At 43.0% G+C, this 21434-nt stretch carries 15 protein-coding genes; 11 read left to right on the plus strand and 4 right to left on the minus strand.

Annotated elements, in window-relative coordinates:
- Window positions 1-55: 55 nt before the first annotated feature.
- Complete coding sequence (locus MHI25_RS04040) at window positions 56-778, plus strand: MBL fold metallo-hydrolase (protein ID WP_340395015.1); 723 nt, start codon at window positions 56-58, stop codon at window positions 776-778.
- Window positions 779-1030: 252 nt separating this feature from the next.
- Window positions 1031-1789 (plus strand): hypothetical protein, encoded by a 759-nt coding sequence (locus tag MHI25_RS04045; protein WP_076305253.1) that lies wholly within the window; start codon window positions 1031-1033, stop codon window positions 1787-1789.
- A 14-nt stretch (window positions 1790-1803) separates the two neighbouring features.
- Here MHI25_RS04045 and MHI25_RS04050 read toward each other — a convergent pair whose 3' ends face one another.
- Window positions 1804-2745, minus strand: a complete 942-nt coding sequence (locus MHI25_RS04050; RefSeq protein ID WP_076279451.1) for an AraC family transcriptional regulator — start codon at window positions 2743-2745, stop codon at window positions 1804-1806.
- Window positions 2746-3167: 422 nt separating this feature from the next.
- Between MHI25_RS04050 and MHI25_RS04055 the strand changes: the two genes are divergently transcribed.
- On the plus strand, window positions 3168-4187 hold the full coding sequence (locus tag MHI25_RS04055) for a glycoside hydrolase family 88 protein (RefSeq protein WP_076128555.1): 1020 nt from the start codon (window positions 3168-3170) through the stop codon (window positions 4185-4187).
- 12 nt (window positions 4188-4199) lie between these two features.
- Window positions 4200-6362, plus strand: coding sequence for a 1,3-beta-galactosyl-N-acetylhexosamine phosphorylase (gnpA, locus tag MHI25_RS04060; protein ID WP_076279450.1), 2163 nt, complete (start codon window positions 4200-4202; stop codon window positions 6360-6362).
- 82 nt (window positions 6363-6444) lie between these two features.
- On the opposite strand, the gene MHI25_RS04065 is transcribed toward gnpA, so the two are convergent.
- Window positions 6445-7968, minus strand: coding sequence for a flavocytochrome c (locus tag MHI25_RS04065; protein ID WP_340395016.1), 1524 nt, complete (start codon window positions 7966-7968; stop codon window positions 6445-6447).
- Window positions 7969-8451: 483 nt separating this feature from the next.
- On the opposite strand from MHI25_RS04065, the gene MHI25_RS04070 reads away from it, so the two are divergent.
- From MHI25_RS04070 to MHI25_RS04100, 7 genes are all read left to right on the plus strand, one after another.
- On the plus strand, window positions 8452-9339 hold the full coding sequence (locus MHI25_RS04070) for a hypothetical protein (RefSeq protein ID WP_254847754.1): 888 nt from the start codon (window positions 8452-8454) through the stop codon (window positions 9337-9339).
- A gap of 141 nt (window positions 9340-9480) precedes the next feature.
- Window positions 9481-9870, plus strand: a complete 390-nt coding sequence (locus tag MHI25_RS04075; protein ID WP_076190099.1) for a VOC family protein — start codon at window positions 9481-9483, stop codon at window positions 9868-9870.
- 34 nt (window positions 9871-9904) lie between these two features.
- Window positions 9905-10774: an aminoglycoside phosphotransferase family protein gene (locus MHI25_RS04080; protein WP_076190100.1), complete on the plus strand. Its 870-nt coding sequence runs from the start codon at window positions 9905-9907 to the stop codon at window positions 10772-10774.
- Between the two features lie 672 nt (window positions 10775-11446).
- Complete coding sequence (locus tag MHI25_RS04085; RefSeq protein ID WP_340395017.1) at window positions 11447-13003, plus strand: glycosyltransferase family 39 protein; 1557 nt, start codon at window positions 11447-11449, stop codon at window positions 13001-13003.
- Between the two features lie 31 nt (window positions 13004-13034).
- Window positions 13035-13283, plus strand: a complete 249-nt coding sequence (locus MHI25_RS04090) for a hypothetical protein (protein ID WP_340395018.1) — start codon at window positions 13035-13037, stop codon at window positions 13281-13283.
- A 96-nt stretch (window positions 13284-13379) separates the two neighbouring features.
- Entirely contained in the window at window positions 13380-14132 is a 753-nt protein-coding gene (gene yaaA, locus MHI25_RS04095) for a peroxide stress protein YaaA (protein ID WP_340395019.1), read from the plus strand.
- Window positions 14133-14307: 175 nt separating this feature from the next.
- A complete protein-coding gene (locus tag MHI25_RS04100; protein WP_340395020.1) occupies window positions 14308-17673 on the plus strand; it encodes a HEAT repeat domain-containing protein in 3366 nt (1121 codons plus the stop codon).
- Window positions 17674-17754: 81 nt separating this feature from the next.
- On the opposite strand, the gene MHI25_RS04105 is transcribed toward MHI25_RS04100, so the two are convergent.
- The gene (locus tag MHI25_RS04105; RefSeq protein WP_036684845.1) at window positions 17755-19530 is read right to left on the minus strand and encodes an ABC transporter ATP-binding protein; all 1776 of its coding nucleotides are present in this window, start codon (window positions 19528-19530) and stop codon (window positions 17755-17757) included.
- Complete coding sequence (locus MHI25_RS04110) at window positions 19517-21328, minus strand: ABC transporter ATP-binding protein (RefSeq protein WP_256717556.1); 1812 nt, start codon at window positions 21326-21328, stop codon at window positions 19517-19519. The genes MHI25_RS04105 and MHI25_RS04110 overlap by 14 nt, the downstream gene beginning before the upstream one ends.
- Window positions 21329-21434 lie beyond the last annotated feature (106 nt).

Below are 21434 nucleotides of genomic sequence, written 5' to 3' on the forward strand. Positions count from 1 at the left end.
TCATCTCCCCCATAGAGCGTATCTTTACCTGTATCCATAAAGGAGAGAAAATAGGATGGAACTCAAAAAAATAAATGACTCTATTTATTATTTGGAAAGTGTCCGAGAAACAGACAGACCTGTTTTGGGATATGTTGTAGGTGACAGCTTTTCAATTATGATTGATTGTGGCAATTCAGAATCGCATTTAGATGCCTTTATAAAGTGTTTGGATGATAACAATCTGCCACGTCCCAAATATGCTTTGATCACGCACTGGCATTGGGATCATACCTTTGGTATGCATGCTTTTGACGGGGAAACTATAGTCTCTTCAGCAACGAATGAGGCACTAAAGCGCCTGAAAGAATGGGAATGGGATGAAGAAGCTGTGGTAAAACGCTTAGAGACCAAAGAAGAAATAGCATTCGCCTATAACTGTATGAAAAAAGAATATGATACGTTTGATAAGATTAAGGTTAGCACAGGAAATATTATGTTCGAGGATGCTTTAACGCTGGATTTAGGGGGCACCACTTGCCAGATTATAAAGGTAGGAGGGCCACATGAAGACGATTCTTGTGTTGTATATATAAAAGAAGCGGGAGTATTATTCGCAGGCGATGCACATAGCGGGGATTATTATCATGGAGAAGGTAAAATTGATCCGATAAAAATGAAAGAATATATTGAGCTTTTATCGACTCTTTCATTTACTACGTATATCCCGGGGCACGACGCCCCTATGAGCAAGGAACAAATCATTCCCTTGTTAAATAGATTTTGTGAGGTCAAGTAAGGGCTAGCCTTACCACATAACAGCTTATTTTATTAGGCGACTTGTTAGGTATGAATTCGGTAGTGTACCGGACGCATGCCTTTTTGTTGTGCTTGATGGGGCAGTTCATAGAGGGGGCTTATTTGCGTTTATTGGGAAGCAGCGTTACGATTAACCATAAGCAGCCTTGCTTCAGACCCCTTCCGAGCTATTAGAAATCTTAGACGAATTATACATCGATGGCTGGGGACTTGTACAGAAAGGGAAACAGAAATGGATAAGAAAATAAGCGTAGAGAATCTAAAACTGACCCCACAAAATGATACTTATTATATTGCTTGGAGTATCGGAGTCGATAAGAAGTATAAAAAGCATATGAAAAAAGAAATAAAGAGCCAACTCACAGACGTTCTAGGATCCATGACTCAAAATAATGCTGTGGAGGATATTTCAGTTTACAGTCATAACAAAACAGCCGAAAAACATGGAGAATTCATTATATGGGATTATCTTATCCTAATGCAGATCAAGGAAAAAGAAGATGCCGAATTCATTTTACCTAACTTAAAAAATGTGAATATACCTTTCGTGCTCGAAACAATCCGTATGGAGTTACTTGTAACCACACCAAACAGCACGTACCCTACACCAGGGGAAGGCGCGCGAAAACGGCATGTAAAGCCATTTTATGCAATTGAATATGTCGATGTTCAGCCTAATCATTTAGATGAATTCCGAGACATAATGATTAACAATAACGGACCGGCAATGAAGTACATAATGGAGGAAGCGAGATGGTGTCATAATTTTTATGCATTAGAAACGCTGACTGTCTTCTATCATCATTCAAGTTATCCTACTTGGAATCAGATTCATGTCATAGGTTTGTATTTGGAATCAATTTTTCTATATAAAAAAGATTTCTCAAAAGGGCTGGCACTGACCCACAGCATTTCATTTGAAGAAAACTTTGCGCAGTTAAAGAAGATAAGAACCATGTTATATAAAACAATCGGGAGAAAGATGATCTAGAATAGATCAATGGATCATACCCACCCCGTAAACTCCAATATAGACGCTTTAGCGGATTGTGCTTCGGATTGTGCGCCTTTACGCCATTGTTTAGGTGAATCACCCATAAGCTTGGAGAAACATCGGTTGAAGCTGGATATGGACTGAAAACCTACTTGCTCAGAGATGGAGAGAATGGAATCATCCGTACTTTTTAACTGCTTGCAGGCCTCTTCAATACGGGTACTGTTTAGGAAGTCGAGAGGTGCGGACCCCATAATCTCATGGAATTTCCTGCGGAAATGAGTGGTACTTAGGTGGCACAGATCAGCTAAAAAATCGATGGTAATCGGCATCATGTAGTTTGTAGTGATGTATTCCAGAACGGGTGAGATGACAAAATCGCCCTTCAGGCTATGCTCTGTGTCTTGATTAACCAAGGGTTCATTCCGGGAATGAATTCTAAGAAGCTCTATATAAAGCGATAATAATAAGCCGTAAGCACTTTCTTGATAGTAAGGATTTTTTTGTTTCAATTCCTCTACGACCGATGTCGCAAGGGTATATACCTTGGGATGTTCCTCTTTATTCAAAATACAGTTTGTTCCCTTAATTGCCCACAGATTCGGCTCAAAGTTGCTGTAAGCGCTTTTGAAGGATTGCTGAAAAAGATCCTCAGGCGAAAAAAAGATATAAGACCACAGACTGGCTTCATTCGGCGAACTATAAGTTGTATGAGGGAGATACCTAGGGATGAAGGTCACATCTCCGGCTTTAAAAGGCACAGATTCTCCTTTGATCTCCATGATGCCGCTATCCGAATGGCAAATGCCAATCTCCAAATGATTATGGAAATGCAGATGTTCACTTTTAATATCAGAAATCTTCCAACGTTCACCACTTAACAGCAAGATAGGAAAGTTTATCGGTAAGCTGTAGTGGCGGTATTCAATGATGGGTTTCTTTTTTCTGGGCATATTCTCAATACTCCCATTCTTATTACGTAGGTTGAGTAGATTATAGGTTAACGTTATATCAAATTCAACTATATAAAGAGAACTTGATATTATACAATTTGAGGAAAAGTGGCGGAGGAGAATCTTGGAACTTTAGGGGCGTAGCGTCCGCCTTTGTCTCCGGATTTCAACCGCTAATAGCGTTACAAATCAAGAAATTCTTACGACAACAGCGGTCGAAAGTCCAAATATTCTCTGTAGTCACGGCTAATTCCAAGATATAGCGAACAAAAGTTAATGGTTGAAATTGCACAGTTTAGTTATGAATATGCTTAGAATCAGACCATTTTACTACTTACAATAGAGTTAGTAAAGCGTTTACAATATGGACGGACAGCTCTCAAGCGCCTTTGGGGGCGTGTGCGAAAGAGAGGAGAAACAAGATGCTTCAATTAACTTATGACAGAGAAGAGATTTTAAGGGTCATCGACAAAGTGGTCAGAAAAACAATGGCGATGGATTTAACATGGGACTGGCCTTGTGGTGTGGCTTATTATGGGGTAACCAGAGCTTATGAAACTACAGGAAATAAAGAGTATTTGGATATGCTTGTCCAGTGGGCAGATGAATATATCGAGCTGGGTCTGCCGGATTGGACGGTAAATACCTGTGCCATGGGTCATATGCTGATCACTTTGTATGAGGAAACAGGCAATCAGAAATATTGGGATATTGTGATGAGCAAAGTAGATTATCTGCAGAACAATGCGCTTAGATTCGGAGATCATGTGTTGCAGCATACCGTCTCTATTTCTAATGATTTTCCAGAACAGGCATGGGCGGATACCCTGTTTATGGCGGCATTTTTCCTGCTCCGTGTAGGAAGCAAATTAAAGGATCAGGAAATGATTCAAGATGCCTTGAATCAATATTATTGGCATATCAAATACCTGCAAGATCCTAGCAGCGGGTTTTGGTACCATGGCTACAATAATGTGAAGCAGGATCACATGTCTGGACTATTCTGGGGCAGAGCGAATGCTTGGGGCGCATACACCATGTCGCAAGTCAAAAAGCTTTTAAAAGAATGGTATCTGTATCCGCAGTGTATGGACGTGGAGTGTTCGCTGCGCGATCAGCTGGCCGCACTCAAGCTGGTGCAAACGGAGAACGGCCTGTGGCGGACAGTACTCGATGACGAGGAGTCTTATGAAGAAGTATCCGCGTCTTGCGGCATTGCGGCTGCTATGATCAATAACGGCAATCCGCTGCATACCAAATATGTGCAAAAAGCCCTGAAAGGTATTTTGAACAATATCAGCGAAGATGGACGGGTACTGGGTGTCTCTGGCGGAACAGCGGTTATGAAGGACCGGGAAGGATACCGCAATATTCCAAAAGACTGGATTCAAGGCTGGGGGCAAGGCTTAGCATTAGCTTTTCTATCCGATATGCTTAAATAGGAGGGATCCAAGTTGTCCAAACAAACAACGGGGGCCTTTACACTGCCGGGAGAATCCGGTTATGAGGCATTGACCCTGGAATTAGCTGAACGTTGGGGTGCCGATGTCATCCGTGACAGTGACGGCACACAGTTGTCCGATGAGATTATCAACGCAGGATACGGCATTTATTCTACAATCTGCATCATCAGAGATCATAACGAATGGGCGTCCCAGAATTCAGACAAGCTGCAGCAGAGCTTTTTAATAACAAATCCGAAGGTAGCGGTACAAGATTATTTATCCATCTATCTGATGGAGGATTTTTTTGCTGAACAATTCCGAGTGAATGATTCCAAAGAGGCGTTTAAGTACTGGCAGGTTTTTGACCGAACGACGGGCGAAGAGGTTCCAAGAGAACTGTGGAATTATGAGCGGGAATCGGGAAATGTAGTCATTACTGGAATAACGCCTTGGCATAAATACACAGTCAGCTTCATGGTCTACCGGATTTGGGAAGAGATCTCCATGTACAATCACACCACGAATCACTGGGAAAAAGAGCATCTGATGCAGATTGATCCCATCTATGTAGAAACGCAAAAATATTTACTCCATTGGATAGAAGATTGGTGTCATAAGCATAAGGAAACAACAGTGGTTCGGTTCACCTCCCTCTTTTATAATTTCGCCTGGATCTGGGGCAGTGATGAGCGCAATCGCCATTTGTTCTCGGACTGGGGTTCATATGATTTTACGGTAAGCTCAAGGGCGCTTGATCTGTTTGCCAAGAAATATGGGTATTCGCTCACGGCCGAGGATTTTGTGAATGGTGGGAAATATCGGGTCAGTCATATCCCGGCGCAGCAGCGGAAGCTGGACTATATGGCATTTATCAATGATTTTGTCATCGAATTTGGTAAGCAATTAATTGATATTGTGCATAAGCACGATAAGCTGGCGTATGTCTTCTATGATGATAGTTGGGTTGGCATGGAGCCTTACAATGACCGTTTTGAGGAGTTTGGTTTTGACGGGATGATTAAATGTGTGTTCTCAGGGTATGAGGCAAGGCTTTGCTCTGGTGTAAAAGTAGATACCCATGAGATTCGGCTGCATCCCTATTTATTTCCGGTTGGATTGGGAGGGCTTCCTACGTTTATGGAGGGAGGTAACCCTACGCTCGATGCCAAAAAGTATTGGATTAATATCCGGCGCGCCTTGCTCAGAGAGCCTATAGATCGGATTGGACTGGGCGGATATTTGCATCTTGTAGAGCCTTATCCGGATTTTTGTGATTATATCGAAAAGATCGCGGATGAATTCAGAGAAATTAAAGAGCTGCATCATAAAGGCAAACCGTATCACATTAAGACGAAGGTAGCCATTTTGCACGCTTGGGGCAAATTGAGATCGTGGACCTTGTCCGGGCATTTCCATGAAACGTATATGCATGATCTGATTCATATCAACGAGGCTTTGTCCGGGTTGCCGGTTGAGGTGCAGTTCATTGATTTTGAAGATATCCGTAAGGGAGTATTACAAGAGTGTGATGTAGTGATCAATGCCGGCTCGGCAGGTTCAGCATGGAGTGGTGGAGAATATTGGAGTGACCATAAGTGCGTGGACTTACTGACAGAATGGGTTTATGAGGGCGGTACTTTTATAGGTATCAATCAGCCTTCGGCGCTTGATGGTTATGACAGCTTTTTCAGAATGGCACATGTGCTAGGTCTGGATGAGGATACAGGCTCCAAGGTAGCTCATGGAAGATGGACATTTGAGGCTAGAGATGAGCAAGGTTTAGTGCCTGAAGGAGCCAGCATAACACCTAAAAATAACATCTATCTTACGGATGGCTCAGCGGCGGTATTGTGTGAAAAGAGTGGGATGATAACATTGTCTGCGCATGCCTTTGGTAAAGGAAAGGGGATCTACCTGCCTTCTTTCACCTTAAGCTTTGAGAATACAAGATTGCTGTTAAATGTGATTCGTTATGCAGGGAATGAGTTAAAGGACACAAAGTATATTACGGATAATTTATATACAGAGTGTGCGTATTATCCAGAAAGTAAAATACTCGTCGTGATTAACAATAGCGACCAGCTTCAAAAAACTACGATCGATACGGAATATGGACAACAAACCCTGGAATTAGATCCGTTTGATACTATTATCCGAACTATTGGCGATTAATCCCATTAAAAAAGCTCAAGCCAGCGGCTAACTTGCCGATGCTTGGGCTTTTTGCTGTGAGGCCTATAGTATCGTTATCTACTTATTTTGCTTTTATGAATTCAGCAGATTTGATCCCAGCTTGACGACCAAAAATAATGATTTCTGCAACAGAGTTGCCGCCAATCCGGTTTTGTCCGTGTAAGCCGCCTGTAACTTCGCCTGCCGCAAACAGACCAGGGATAGCTTCACCGTCTTTATTTAGAACCTCTGTGTTCGTATTGATCTTCACGCCACCCATGGTGTAGTGAATCCCAGGAGCAATTTTAATAGCGTAGAAAGGACCAGTGGACAGGTCATTGTCCATTCCTGTAGTTCTGCCAAATTCGGCATCCTTTTTATTCTTAACGGCGCTGTTCCAAGTATCAAGCGTTGTTGCCAGCTTATCCTCTGGAACACCGATTTCTTTGGCCAAAGCTTCGATGGAATCCGCCTGAATCACGAAGCCCATTTTGTCATATTGTTCAATAGCCTTCACACGGGATTTAACACCGGAATCAAAGACCAGCGTAGCTGCTTTATTAGGCAGTGTATTGATGGAAGCTGTTACTTTATCACGGGTATCCAATTCATTGGTGAACCGTGTACCTTCACTGGAAACAAGGATAGCGCCTTCCCCACGAACAGCTTCGCCGATGAGGTAGGATTTTTCTTGCTGCACAGTCGGGTGAACTTGGATTTGATCCATATCGACGGTTGTGCCGCCGAGTTTCTCAATCATCTTGATGCCGTCCCCGGTACTGCCGATTTGGTTAGTAGTAACGTAGCCTTCCAAGTCAGGTCTTACTTCGGAGATCAAATCCATATTGGCACCGAATCCGCCAGTGGTTACAACGACAGCATCTGCCGTAATTGTTTTTTCCTCTGTTTGGTTAAAGAGGACTTTGACGCCATTTACTTTGCCATCTTTTTCAGTGATTTCTTTGACATCAGCATTCACGAAAAGAGGGATTTCTTTCTCTTGTACGTTTTTCACTAAACCTTTGACAAGGTATTGTCCCACAGCAGAGCCATCTTCAGGACGGTGTGTACGTTTTTCGTTCATGCCGCCTGTAATGGTGATATTGTTCAAGCGGATTCCGATGGAATCCAGCCAATCGATCGCACTCGCGGAATTATCAACGAAGAAACGAAGCATTTCTTTGTCGTTAGTGTCATGGCCACCTTTTAATGACTCTTCATAAAATAAATCATTGCTGTCTTCAATGTTTTGTTCTTTTTGGAATTTCGTTTCAGAAGCGTTCATCCCCGAAGAGGATTTGGTTGTGTTCCCGCCGGCAACCGGCATTTTTTCCAAAATAACAGGGTTCATGCCTTTCTCTTTGGCCTCAAGCGCCGCGGACATTCCCGCACCACCCGCACCGACAATGATGATATCATATTTATCTTTTAATTGATCGAATGGTGTGTAGCTTGCTTCAGATGCCCCGGAGACGGCTTCAACTTCTTTTTTCTCGTTGTTATTACTCTTGCTCTCGTTCACCATGTCGTTTCCATTACCGCAACCTGCGATAACGAGCATGACAGAGAGGACGAGACTCAGAGCACCAGCTGCTTTCTTTTTCATTGTTAACCCTCCACTTTTATATTTCTCTATTAAGATGTACCAAAAGAACCCGACAAAAAAGAAAGGAAGTATCAGAGGGAGTTGGAAGTGGAGAAGCGCGCGCGTCGCTGTTGTTCTCCTAACTTCAAATCTTCTACGGTTACGTCCACAGTTTCCATCGTTATTCTCTTTAGTTCATCTTCTTATTAAGTATACCATCAATCATGACTATTAGTGAAAGTTTTCACAAATTATACAAGTCGTCTATTCTAACATAGGGTAACGAAATATTGAGCGGATTAGGCGGAAAATGGACCATAAACCATATAACTAGAAGATTTGGCGTGAGATTTTCTCACTGTAGAAGTGGTAACTGTCACGGATTAGTAAAGCGGTTTTTGTTCTTCTGGATTTTTAAATGGTAAAATGAGAGTATTGCCTACTAGTCAATCTGGAAAGACTAACATGAGACATAGAAACAAATTCTAATTAATAGGTGAGAATATGGAATTTAATAACGTAATAAAAGAAAAAGTAAAAGAAGATAACTATAAAGTGTTTGCTTTACTAAGCCGCTATTTGAATAATACCCCCGACTTTATTAACAAAGAAGAAATTGAAGAAATCGTAAACTGTGGTGTATCTTATGAATACGCTTTTGGTTTAATGCTGGCTGCTGCTTTTGGGATGGATACGGTTGATAATGTTGATGATAAGGAATTGTTCAACCAATATTTTAGCAATATGCTTCATAAGCTTGATGCAAATGAATATTATGACAATCCATATTATAAAAATATCAAGATACCAACTATAAAGATTAATAATAGTGAATTAAAATATGAAAAATATAAACCTTTTGAAGGTTTTGTTTGCAATGATATCATCCGGACAGAAGAGGGAAGACAAATTCCTCAGGTTGGTTTTTTTCAAACTGAATTCATGTTCCCGGCTGTCTTGGAGAATGAAAGAATATGGATGACGATCACACCAAATGAAATAGAAACAATGAAAGAAGCTGTTGATAAAGCGTTTGGGAATGTTCTTACATTTGGGCTTGGACTTGGCTATTATGCTTATATGGTTTCTGAAAAAGTTAATGTTGAAAGCATAACGGTTGTTGAAAAAAATCAAGATGTCATTGATTTATTTAATAAATATGTACTGCCACAATTCAGTAATGCTCACAAGATCAGGCTTATCCAAGCAGATGCTTTCGAATATGCAGAACAACATATGTCTAAGGAAAAATATGATTTTGTATTTACGGATTTATGGCATGATGTTTCTGATGGAATGGATATGTATTTAAAAATGAAAAAGTTTGAAAAGGAAAGCCCGGATACTGTATTTATGTACTGGATAGAACAATCTATTTTATGTTATTTGTAAAAATACTTTTGCCCAGTAACTAAGCTCTGTAGAGTTTCTACAGGGCTTTTTATTATTTTATAGTTCATTTCATAATTTTAAAGCCTATGTTACTATTTCTATAACCGTAAAAGGAATATTTTAGAATAGTAGGTGTATTTTATGGAAATCGGCGCGATCACTTTTTTTGTGAAAGACATGGAAAAGATGGTTACCTTTTATCGTGACGTCATGAAAATAGCTATAGAATGGGATGGTGGCGTATTTACCGGGGTTCAACTGAAGAGTGGTGTATTCTTTAATTTGTGTCAGCGGGATGCACTGAATATGTCACAGCTAACCTATCCCAGAGGGATAAACGGGACTATGGAAATTTCATTTGGCGTTCCCTCACCTGAGGACGTTGACAAGGAATTTGAGCGTCTGGTAAAGGCAGGAGCGACTCCTGTAAAAGAACCTATTTCGCAGCCCTATGGGTTGCGTGAATCTGTTGTAGCTGACCCAGAAGGAAATTTGCTTGAGATCGTAGCGGGCATTCCAGAAGAATCATAGAGTCTATACAATCATCCGAAAGGAAGACCCATTTTTGAAAACTCCTATATCTATCATAAATTGGCTAGAGCACAACGAAATCATAAACGACTTATTAAATCAGGAAGACAGCTTAACTGCGCATACAATGGATCAAGGATTTGAAGCTGAGGTCATGAGGATTAATTCTGATCAAGAGAGCTATGTACTGAAAACATGGAATAAGGAATCCAGACCGGATGTCCAGTTTCAATATCGTTTATTGGATGTTCTATCCGAACGAGGAGTAGCCGTCTCTAAACCAGTGGGCTGGGGAATCAATCCGGAGGGACATAAGGTGTTGTTAACAAGTTTTGACGGAACCCCTATTCATAAAATGAATACCAGGAAAATGAAGGAACTCGCAAGCCTATTAGCAAAAATACATAAGATTCGCGTTGAAGAGATTGGAAATATACAACTGCCAAAATACGATTTCATCGGCTACTTTTTCCCTGAAGCCAAAGAACAATCTGATATTTATAATGTGTTGACTGCTCTTGTTGAGCAAACTCCAATGAAGCAAGACTGTATCATTCATGGGGATTTTCATATCGGAAATATAGTGGAGGATAAAGAGCGATATACCATAATCGATTGGACGAACGGCCAGTTGGGAGACTCTAGATATGATTTTGCCTGGTCACTTATTCTGCTGAAAATATATATCTCTGAGCGTTATGCTGATGTGTTCCGAACTGCTTATCTATTGGAAAATGATATGGATCAGGAAGAACTTGAGATCTTTGAAGCTTGGGCATGTCTACGGTGGATTTTGCTGAATAGAAGAGGTAGCACACCGAAAGGGCCTAATACAACGAAAAGAGTGAAAGGCTTAATCGCTAATAATCGGTTTTTAAAAAAGATGGATAGTAAATTGTTCTGATGTACGCAAGGATGGATGGATTTTCTGGGAGATTGGAAATGTAATGTAACACCGTACATTATTACGTTATTAAATTATTTGTGGTATATTAAAGGTAGAAAAGACGTAAAATGCAAAGAGAGCCGTGCTGTAACACGACTCCCAAGGCAATAGCCGCTTTTAAGGGCGGTAGGCTTCAGCAAATAGGACACGACAGATAGACCGCATGCCTTTGTGAGTGGGCGGTCTATTTGCGTTTATTGGACAGCAGCGCTACGATAAGCGAACCAAAGGTTAGCATAAGCATCATTGCTTCAAACACTGTCACAAGGCATCCCTCCCTTCGGTGAGAGGTAGCCGACCGACCCTTTAAGCCTATTCTATTTGCTCCACCAGTATAGCATAATCGTTTGAAAGAGAATTAAGACTCTTGTCATAATACTCCCTAGGATTGGAGTGGTTTTCCATTTCCTCTCTTTGTCTCCGCAACTCTCTCCATTTTGAAACTTCCGTATCACATTTGCGACTTTTTGATTCCCAATTGTAGGACGTACCTCTCTTTCTAAATCTCTTCTTTGCGAATTCCCAAACATCCGATTTTCATTGGATTTTCAGTTTGGGTGTTTATAATGCTTTTTATGAATCGGGGCAGCGGATTGTAAAGGGCTTTCGATTGCGCAAAGGAGGTTTTCCATGATAAGAGGAATTCAAAAAACATTGTATCTCATACTTGCATTCTTTATCGGTCTTTTTATCGCATCCTCCTTTTTTATTAGGGCGAAATATAATTATTTCGTATATGGGGACACGCCAATTTTGGAGAGACAACAGCTGGGTCTTTTTATTCTAGTGATCGCAGTGGTGCTGGCATTAAGCGTTATTTTGTATAAAATGTGCCTGAAGCTTAATAAGTACAGTTGGAAAATAGTCATTCCAGCCACACTGCTGTTTTCTTTTGCAATCCAGATGGTGATTATCTTTCTGTTTCCACGCTTGCCGACGGATGATTCACAGACAGTCCTTTCATTGGCACTCGACATGCTGTACAGGAATGATTATTCGTCGTTTGACACGAACGGCTATCTGCATATGTTTCCGTTTAATTTTTCGATCGTTTTATATTTAAAGACGTTGTTGTTGATCTTTCCGGATAATTATCTGGTAATCAAAATATTTAATATTCTGTTTACACTCTTAACCTCATTAATGATTTACATGCTGTATAAAGAGCTCAATTATAAGTCTAAGGATAGGGATTATGGCATCCTCGTGTTTGCTGCAACCTATATCCCTTCATTGTTTATGAGTAATTTTATCTATAACGATGTGATCGCTACCGCCTTTCTGACAAGTGCTTTATATTTTGCCATAAGATTTATTAAAAGAAGGTCCATTAAGGATATTCTCTTCGCAGCTCTCTTACTGGCAATAGGCAACTATTTCCGCAGTATCGGTGTTATTTTTCTGATTACCGTGGTGGCGGGTCTTTTATTTAACATACGTTCTATCGGGGTGAAAAAGGTTTTTAGCGCTTTGGTTATCACGGCCATATTGTTTAATGTTCCCGGCTGGACGCAAAATGCTGTGCTGCAGGCGACGAATGTTGCAGATGAACCGATGAACGAAAATTCCGCACCTGTCTACATGTGGCTGAATATGGGGATCAATCTGGAGACGTTTGGGTTCTGGGACAACCGGGAGAGCTACGCTATCTATCAGCAGGATGCAAATTATAATAAGGCAGAAAGTACGGAGTTATTTAAAGAAGAAATCAGTAATAAACTCTCCGAGGCGGGCCTAAGTGACTTAGTGAAGATGTATTATAAAAAAATCGTTTGGACCTGGACGGAAGGAACCTACCAGATGGAACGATATGGGCTCGGAAATGACGGATCATCCAGTAACGGGGGAAGAATGGGCTTTGTCATGGACCGTTATAGCTACACTAATGCTGCTACGGATTTGTTTAAGGCAGACTCCAATTATAGAAGCGGAATGTTGTGGCTGCTGTATGTTCTGAATTTTCTGATGTATGTATTTATACTCGTTCGCTTAATGGGTGGAATAAGAGCCAAAAGATTTGAAGAGACCTCTTTGATTCTTGTGGTGCTGGGCTTTATCGGATTCTATCTTTTATGGGAGATCAAGTCCCGGTATATTTACCCGGTGTATCCGCTGCTGATCGTATTATCCTACATGGGTTTTAAGGACGTATACGATTATATGTTAAAAAGATATTTTCCACGTTAACTATGTTCGCTCGGAAAGAGGGGATTCAAAGATGCGGATCAAGCGATATTTCGCTTTGCTCATAGCAGTGCTAAGTTGTTCCATGGTGCTCGTCTCCTGCGATGCTATTACCGCACAGAAGATAACGAGTACTGACTCCGGGTCAAGAGCGAACGGGGGACAGGGCTTCATCGGCGGGCGGGGGAAAGATGGGGGCGGATCTCCCAACGTGAATGGTGGGACAAGGAGAAACGGCAACCCAGGTACAGATGGCGGTGGCGCACAAGGTGGGCGGCAGTGAACAAATTTCATGAACTTGCCCCAAGCCTACGAAGATTAAGTGTGATAGGATAAGGTTACATTTAAATTCCCCGCGGGGGTAAGAAAAGGGAGCACCATGAGAATCATTATATCGCCTGCCAAGAAGATGAAGATGGATACGGATTTCTTGGATTGCCGCCAGATGCCGCAATTCATAAGCGAGTCGCAGACTCTTCTGGCCTTATTACAAAAGTTGAATTATGAAGAAGCCAAATCGTTATGGAAATGCAATGATGCCATCGCCACGCTGAATGTGGAGCGGATTCGGGATATGGATGTAACACGGGATCTTACACCGGCTATCTTTTCTTATGAGGGTATCCAGTACCAGTACATGGCACCAGGGGTACTTCAAATGGAGGAGCTGGAATATCTTCAGCAGCATTTACGGATATTATCCGGATTCTATGGAATCGTCCGGCCATTTGACGGCGTTGTGCCGTACAGGCTGGAGATGCAGGCAAAGCTTAGCGGACCTGGTTTCAAGTCTATCTACGAGTTTTGGAACAGGAAGCTGGCAGATCAGCTGTTTTCGGAGACTGACATCATTCTGAATCTGGCCTCTAAGGAATACAGCAAGTGCATCTCCTCTTACATTGGCGGGAATGTTCGCATGGTTAGTTGTGTATTCGGGCAGGAGATCGGCGGTAAGGTAGTAGAGAGAGCGACCCTGGTCAAGATGGCCAGAGGTGAAATGGTACGCTTCATGGCTGAGCGGCAAATCAGCTGTGTGGAGGATATCAAAGGCTTCGACGGATTTGATTTCAGCTTTGCTGATGAGCTGTCGGATGAGCGTACGTATGTGTTTATTCAGAAAAAGAATGACTAGAGCAAGCAGTACATGATGGGTAATTCTGAAGGGGGTTGAATAACCAGCTTCAGGGTTACCTTTATTTTTTGATCAACGAAACCAGATGCTGAATTCTAGTTTTTTTAAAGGGGATAGATTAGGGTATAGAGAATAAAGTTCGGGTGGAATAAGAACAGGTTAACGAGGAGGACTTATGATTTTCAAAAGAGATCCATTGGATAAACAGAGCTTACTTAAAGAATTGGATTCGCTAGGCTATTCCGACAGAATCAAAAAAGTAGCAATCCTAGGCCGTGATCATCTCGGATCTGTCCAGTACTCCCAATTACTAGCCTCTTTGCTGGAGGATGGTGTTTATGAAGCACGACTTGCCTTAATCGGCGCCATTGCAACACAAGATGCTGCTATTATTCTATCAGCACTGCGGCATCCCAAGGCAAGTATCAGAAATACGGCTGCGGGTCTTTTGGCAAAGGTGGCTTCGGATGCTGATATTGAACGTGAGCTCCCCCATTTATCCCATGATTGCCGCCGCAAGCTGTTGCATAGTATTTCACAGATTAACCGTCAGGAATTAGCAGAACGCTTATTGCCTGTAGTGTATGCCCGATGGGGAGCGGAGGAAGCCGCGATTATATTGCAGGCCTGTTATTCGGCTACGGTAAGTAAATGGCTTGCTGATATCGGGTATGCCATAAAAGACTGGAAGAAATTATCCAGCCGGCATCTTAACGTAGTAGCAGAATACTTTGCAACAACACTGGAAAGCACACCACTCAGGGAAAAAGGCTATGTCTGGTGGAGATTCTCATCAGCTCTGGAGATCCTATGCAATCTGCAGGCAGATTTGGTGCTGGAGTGTGCGCTGAACCATGGACCTATGGGCATCATACATCCTGCGTTAAAAGAACAGCTTGGCACGCTTGTACGCCAAAATCCTAATAAGGTATATCAGCTGTTAACACGAACGGAGTCGCGGAGCGATCTGATTTCTTATGGTGTTCCTGAAGCTGTTCTTAAAAGGAAAAAATATTTATCCATGGATCAATGGATGGAGATAGCGAAACTACTCGCAGATCACCCTATGCACATAGCAAAGCTGCTTCAGAATATTGCACCCTCTAACCGCAAGGTCATTTTCGATGCTGTGTATGAAGAAGATAAACGCAATGAACGCATTTTTCCGGAAAGATTACTATATGTATTACCACATGTCTTGCGTGACAAGGAAGCCACCCGGATGCTTGGCCTTCGTGAAATCAATGATGACCGGGAGAGAACAGTCAGATTTACTGCTTGCCGTTCTATTCTTCATTCAAGAGCGGGACTTGAACAAGCAACACAGGTATCCAGTGCAGACGAACGTGCCACGGCGCTTATGCAGCTGATCAGAAGTACCGTTCTGTCGAGACAGGGCATGAATGAAACTTTGGTGTACCTGGGCCGGATTAAAAATGATCAGGATCCTGTCCGGGGCGCTGTGTTTAAAGAGCTATCGGAAAGTCCTGCGTCTGTGTTCACGGATGCCCATGTACAAGAGCTTACTTTGCTTGTTGATAGTGTTATAGAGGCCAGAGATACTTCATATGGTACAAAATTTTCCGTTCAACAACTGGCGTTTGCTATTCTCCGGCATAACGCATTACATCCTCACGGTGAGCTGTTTAAGTTTTCTTTAAATACGATTCAGAAATTGGCCAAGCAGAATGGGCAGCTTTCCCTTCCATCCTTGGAGAAGAATTTACCCCGGGGAGTAGAAGAGATTATCTTCGACGAAATTTATACATTAGCTGTACAGGCCAACAAAAGAGAAGATTACAATCTGGTGTTAAGCCTAGCTAGCTCTTTCGGTAAAAGAGGTTACGGCATCATAAAACTTCAGAATCTGTTAAAGGAAGCAACGAGGGCAAAGGCGGATTCTACAGCCATACAAGCGGCCAGATACTGGCTTGCGCCTCGTACAACGCGTGATGCCAGAGTTAAGGAATTATTAGCTTTAGATAAATCGTATATTACGATCCATGAAGTGTTCCAGCATCTGCATCTGAAGCGTCAGGAATGGCTCGATCCTTTTATTTCAGGAGCTGTCATTAAGGGCAAGTTCCTATCAGGCAAAACTATCTATCTTGTGCCGGCCGCGGATGGATTCTACAGATGGCTGCCACGTCAGCAACAAGCTTTAAGTGCCTTATTAGAAAAAATTGCATACGATGCCAAACGTAATCTTTGGGAGCGTGCAAGCGTTATTAAGATCATGGCAAGCATGCCTGATCTCGGTTCGGATAGGTTACTTGGGCTTATGCAGGATAAGGAAGTAACTGTAGTAGAAGCTGCACTTCATGCCTTTTCGCTTATGGAAGAACCGGAGAAGGCACTTCCCGTTCTGCTGGAGAATCTGGATGGGGACCGGGCCCGTGTAGCCATGTACTCGATACCCAGATGCATCCGCAGGGTGAATCCGGTGTTACTGGTTACCATGCTGAAAGAGCTTCTGAATCGGGATAAGCTGAAGATCACTGTCAGAAAAGAAGCCATCCGCTTACTGGGCGCTTATAGAAGCGATGACAGCCTTCCACTATTGATGAATGAGTTCGAGAAACCCAATGCACACAAGGATGTAATCATAGCCATAGGGCATGCTGCGAAACAGCTTTTAGATGATGAACGCGCTTGGGATATGTTAAGTACAATGGCTTCTTCATCAGAAAGTGACATTGCAGGAAGTTTATTATCTCAACAGCCTAATGCTCTTCCGCTAGACTTTAGACCACGTTATCTAGGATTAATCCTAGAAATCGCAAGGCACCAAGATGCGTATATTGGCAGATATGCTTTCATTTCTATGATGCGGTGGACAAATGGAAATGAAGGGATTGTTGCAGCTGCCACCGCTCAGTCTATTACGGATTTGGAAGACAGCACTAGATGGGGAACTGCTATGAACACGCTGGTAGAAACCTGTCGCGATGGTAAGATCAATGAGGTTGTAGTTGGTGTATGTCAGAGACTGGTTAGTGCAGCGATAAGGGATGAATGGAACGCCACTGCCAAAAGAGATTTGCCTCATCGGCAACGTCTACTGAAATTAGTCAACCAGCTGATAGCGTTGCCAAAAATCACCCGGATGCACCTTATCCCTTTGTATACGGATCTGATTGACTGTCTGGCATCTGATGAGACCTTACAGCAAGCTGTGATGAAATTATATATAGCAGCAATAGATTGGAATAATGTGAAGGAATCCGTCAATTATCTCAATCGGATGGTTACCACTATTTCAAATCAACCCCAGCTATTAAGCGATGTTTATAAGCAGGTCGCGTATAATTTAGAAGAGAGCACGGGATACTGGAGTCCGGAAACTTTATTGGAAATTGTAGATGTTCTAGGGTCTGAGAGTCGTTACGAATCTCAGTATATTGGACTTTCGTTGCTTGAAGTTGCCGGAAGTGCTCTATTGTGGAGTCCAGAGCCTGCAGAGCGTCTGCGGTTGTACAGAGATCACACGAACCTTGCGGTTCGCTCACTTGCGCTAAATATTTGGACGGCGATAGATTAGTTTTTGATATTTTTTGAAAATATAAAGCATCAAAAAAGCTCAGGCTGCAAATCGGCCTGAGCTCTTTTGGTGTTTATTCAATTAAGCTTCCATCTTCTGTGCTGTGTAGAGGCGGTAATAAAGGCCCCGTTGTGCGATAAGCTCATCATGTGAGCCGCTTTCCGCGATGCCTTTGTTAGATACGTACATAATACGATCGCAGTTTTTTACGGTGGAGAGGCGATGCGCGATAATGAACGAGGTGCGTCCCTTAAGCAGTTCATTCAGCCCTTTTTGCAATAAGCGCTCAGTCTTCGCATCAATGGAAGAAGTGGCTTCATCCAAGATGAGAATGCGCGGATCTGCTAAAAGTGTTCTTGCGAACGAAATGAGCTGCCGCTGTCCTTGAGACAGCTTGGAGCCACGTTCATTGACCTCTGTCATGTAGCCTTGATCGAATTCACGGATGAATTCGTCGGCGCAAACGGCCTTTGCAGCGGCGATTACTTCTTCTTCGGTCGCATCCAGTCGGCCGTACCGAATATTGTCCAGAATGGTACCGGAGAAGATGAAGCTATCCTGTAACATAATCCCCATCTGACTGCGAAGAGATTTTAACGTCACCTGCGAGATATCCTGGCCGTCGATCAGAATCTGACCACTGGAAATGTTATAAAAGCGTGAGATCAGATTGACGACGGTTGTTTTGCCCGCACCTGTGGGTCCTACCAGCGCGATGCTTTCTCCCGCTTTGACCTTGAAGGAGATATTCTCCAGAATATTAAGCCCCGGGTCATAGGCGAAAGTTACATCGTCGAAGGTGACATGGCCCTGTACAGATGGCAGTGTTTTTGCATCCGGGATATCACTGACGGTAACCGGTTCATCCAGCGTTTCGAAGATACGCTCAAGATAGGCAACGGCGTTGATGAAGTTATTGTACAGGTTCGAAAGATTCAGAATCGGCTGCCAGAAGCGGGCAGCGTAGCTGCTCATCGCCAGAATGACACCGAGGGTCATGTCTTGAGGACTCAGTGTTAGTAGGCCTACAAGGAAAATTAATGATGTAACGATCGTAGACAAGTTGTCTACAGAGAACGGAATAAGTAAGTTGTAACGTTGAGCCTTCATCCATTCTTTACGGAAATTACCCGCGAGACGTGTGAAGATTCCTTCGTTACGTTGTTCCCGGGAGAACATTTGTGTCACACCAATACCGCTAATGCTCTCTTGCAGATAGGCGTTCAGGTTGGAGCTTTTGTTGGACACTGCTTGCCATGCCCGGCGTTGCCGGGTTTTGATCAGCAGCATGATGCCAAGGAAGACTGGCAGTCCGGCAAGGATGACAAATGAGAGTCGTACATCGACAGCGAACATGAAGGCTGCGATAAAGAGCAAATTCACGATTTCTAGAATAAAGTTGATAATCCCGTTGGACAACACATCTGAAACGGCGTTGACGTAGTTTACGACCCGGATAAGGATCTTGCCCTGTGGACGGTCGTCATAATATTTGAAAGGCAATTCTTGCAGATGCTTAAACAAATCCGTTCGGATGTCAAAAATAATATCCTGCCCAACACTCGTCATGATGCGCGAGCGTATCGTAGCCAGATAAACGCTGACCACGATGGTCACAAGCATCAGTGCAGCCCAACCCAGCAGTGCAAGCTTCTCTTTTGCCGGAATGGTCACGTCGATGACATGTTGCATGATCAGCGGAGCCGACAGTGAAATGGCTGCTGAAAGTGCACTGAGCACGAACGCAACAATCATTGGGGTTTTCTTTCGTTTGATATATACCATCGCACGCCGGAAGTGTTTTATATTAAACGGCGATTCAAGATTTTCATCGACGTCAAATTTATTCCTTGCCACTTGCGGTCACCTGCCTTCCAATACCCTCGTTCTGCAGTTTAAACACTTCGTAATAGTAACCACGTTTCGCCAGCAGTTCAGTGTGTGTCCCTTCCTCAACTAGCTTCCCGCCATCCAGAATGAGAATACGGTCGGCTTGCGAGGTAGTAGATACACGCTGCGCAATAATAATTTTCGTACAAGGATAGTCCAGTTCACGTAGACTTTTTTGGATATGCTCCTCCGTCTCAAGGTCGACCGCAGAGGTCGTATCATCGAGAATCAGGATAGGACGGTGTACCGCCAAAGCACGCGCTAAGGCAATACGCTGCTTTTGCCCCCCCGACAGTCCGACTCCGCGTTCCCCGACAACGGTATCATAACCTTCAGGCATTTTGGTAATGAAGTCGTGTGCGGCTGCGAGCTCTGCATAACCCATTGCATCTTCTTCCGGAAGATCAGGATCGCCATAGGCGATGTTTCCATCAATGGTATCAGAGAACAAGAGTACATCTTGGGTCGCCATGCCGATATTTCCACGAAGTTCATCAAGCTCCAGCTGCCGAACATCAACACCGTCTACGAGTACGCGCCCTTCAGCTACATCGTAGAAGCGAGGGATGAGGTTGATGATTGTTGTTTTGCCTGATCCTGTCGCGCCCATGATTGCTACAGTTTCACCGGGTTCAACGGTAAAGCTAATATCGTCCAGTACGATAGCGCTATCATATTTGAAGCGGACATGATCGAATTCAATACGGCCTTCATAACGGCGTTTGTCAGTGACAGTATGCTCATTAACAATATTTGGCCGGGCATAATAGATATCTACGATTTTGGACAAGCTCGCAAAAAAGCGCTGAATGTCGTTGATAATGATACCGATGTTGCGCATAGGGTTCGATATAGCCCAAATAAGCGAAGAGAAGGCCATAAATTCACCGAAGGTGATCCGGCCGTTCATAAGGAACAAACCACCAACCAACATAAGAATTACGTTGAAGCCCTGAGCGAAGGATTCCAGATAAGGAAAATAATCAAGCCATACAAGGGCGGCCTTTTTGTTCGCTGTAGAATAGTTGACATTCTTCTCTGTGAATTTTTCGACCTCGAATTCCTCACGGGCAAAAGCCTTGACCACACGGTTGCCTGAGATATTCTCCTGTGTAGTCGTGTTAAGCTGGGACAGCCGTTCACGCAAGTCAATATACATAGGACGGACGCGTTTAGCGAATATGTAAGCCACGATAAAAATGGGCGGTGACAGGATAAGCATCCACAGCGTCAGTTCCGCATCTATGGTGAAAAAATAGATAACGGCGGCAAGGAAGATCGTTAGCGATTCAATGATCGTCTTAAAAATCCAGGCCATAGAGTGACGGACCATGTCCAGATCGCCTGTCATCTTGGTCATGAGATCGCCGGTACGATTATGATCGTAGTATTTTCTGTCCTGTCCCTGAATTTTGTTGTACAAATAAATGCGGACATTGTACATCATATTTTGCGAGGATATCTCGTACTGCATGGTCGTGAAATATGCGAGACCTGTGCGCAGTAGAGAAAATCCGATCATGCCCAGACAGAGCATAATCAATAATTGCCGTTCTTGTGTAAGATTCTGCAGGGCGTTGTCACCGGCTATAAACGTATCGACAATGCGCTGACTGATGTACGGATTCACGATTGTAAGACTTGAGCCCACCACCGAAAGGCAGAGTGCCAGAATGTATCGCGTCCGGTTTCCCTCTAGGTTCTGCCATAGCCATTTCAGTTCGAACATCTGATCACCTGTTTCTGATTGTTCTTGTTCTTTCACTCTTGCCTGAAAAGAGTAAATAAAACAAAGTGATTATAACATTATCAAATGACTAAGTATCGTTTACGGTAAAATTTCCTTGTTACATTATTGTTACAAAAAAATG

Origin of the sequence: Paenibacillus sp. FSL E2-0177 (genome assembly GCF_037992975.1) — a bacterium.
Taxonomy (GTDB): domain Bacteria; phylum Bacillota; class Bacilli; order Paenibacillales; family Paenibacillaceae; genus Paenibacillus_AQ; species Paenibacillus_AQ odorifer.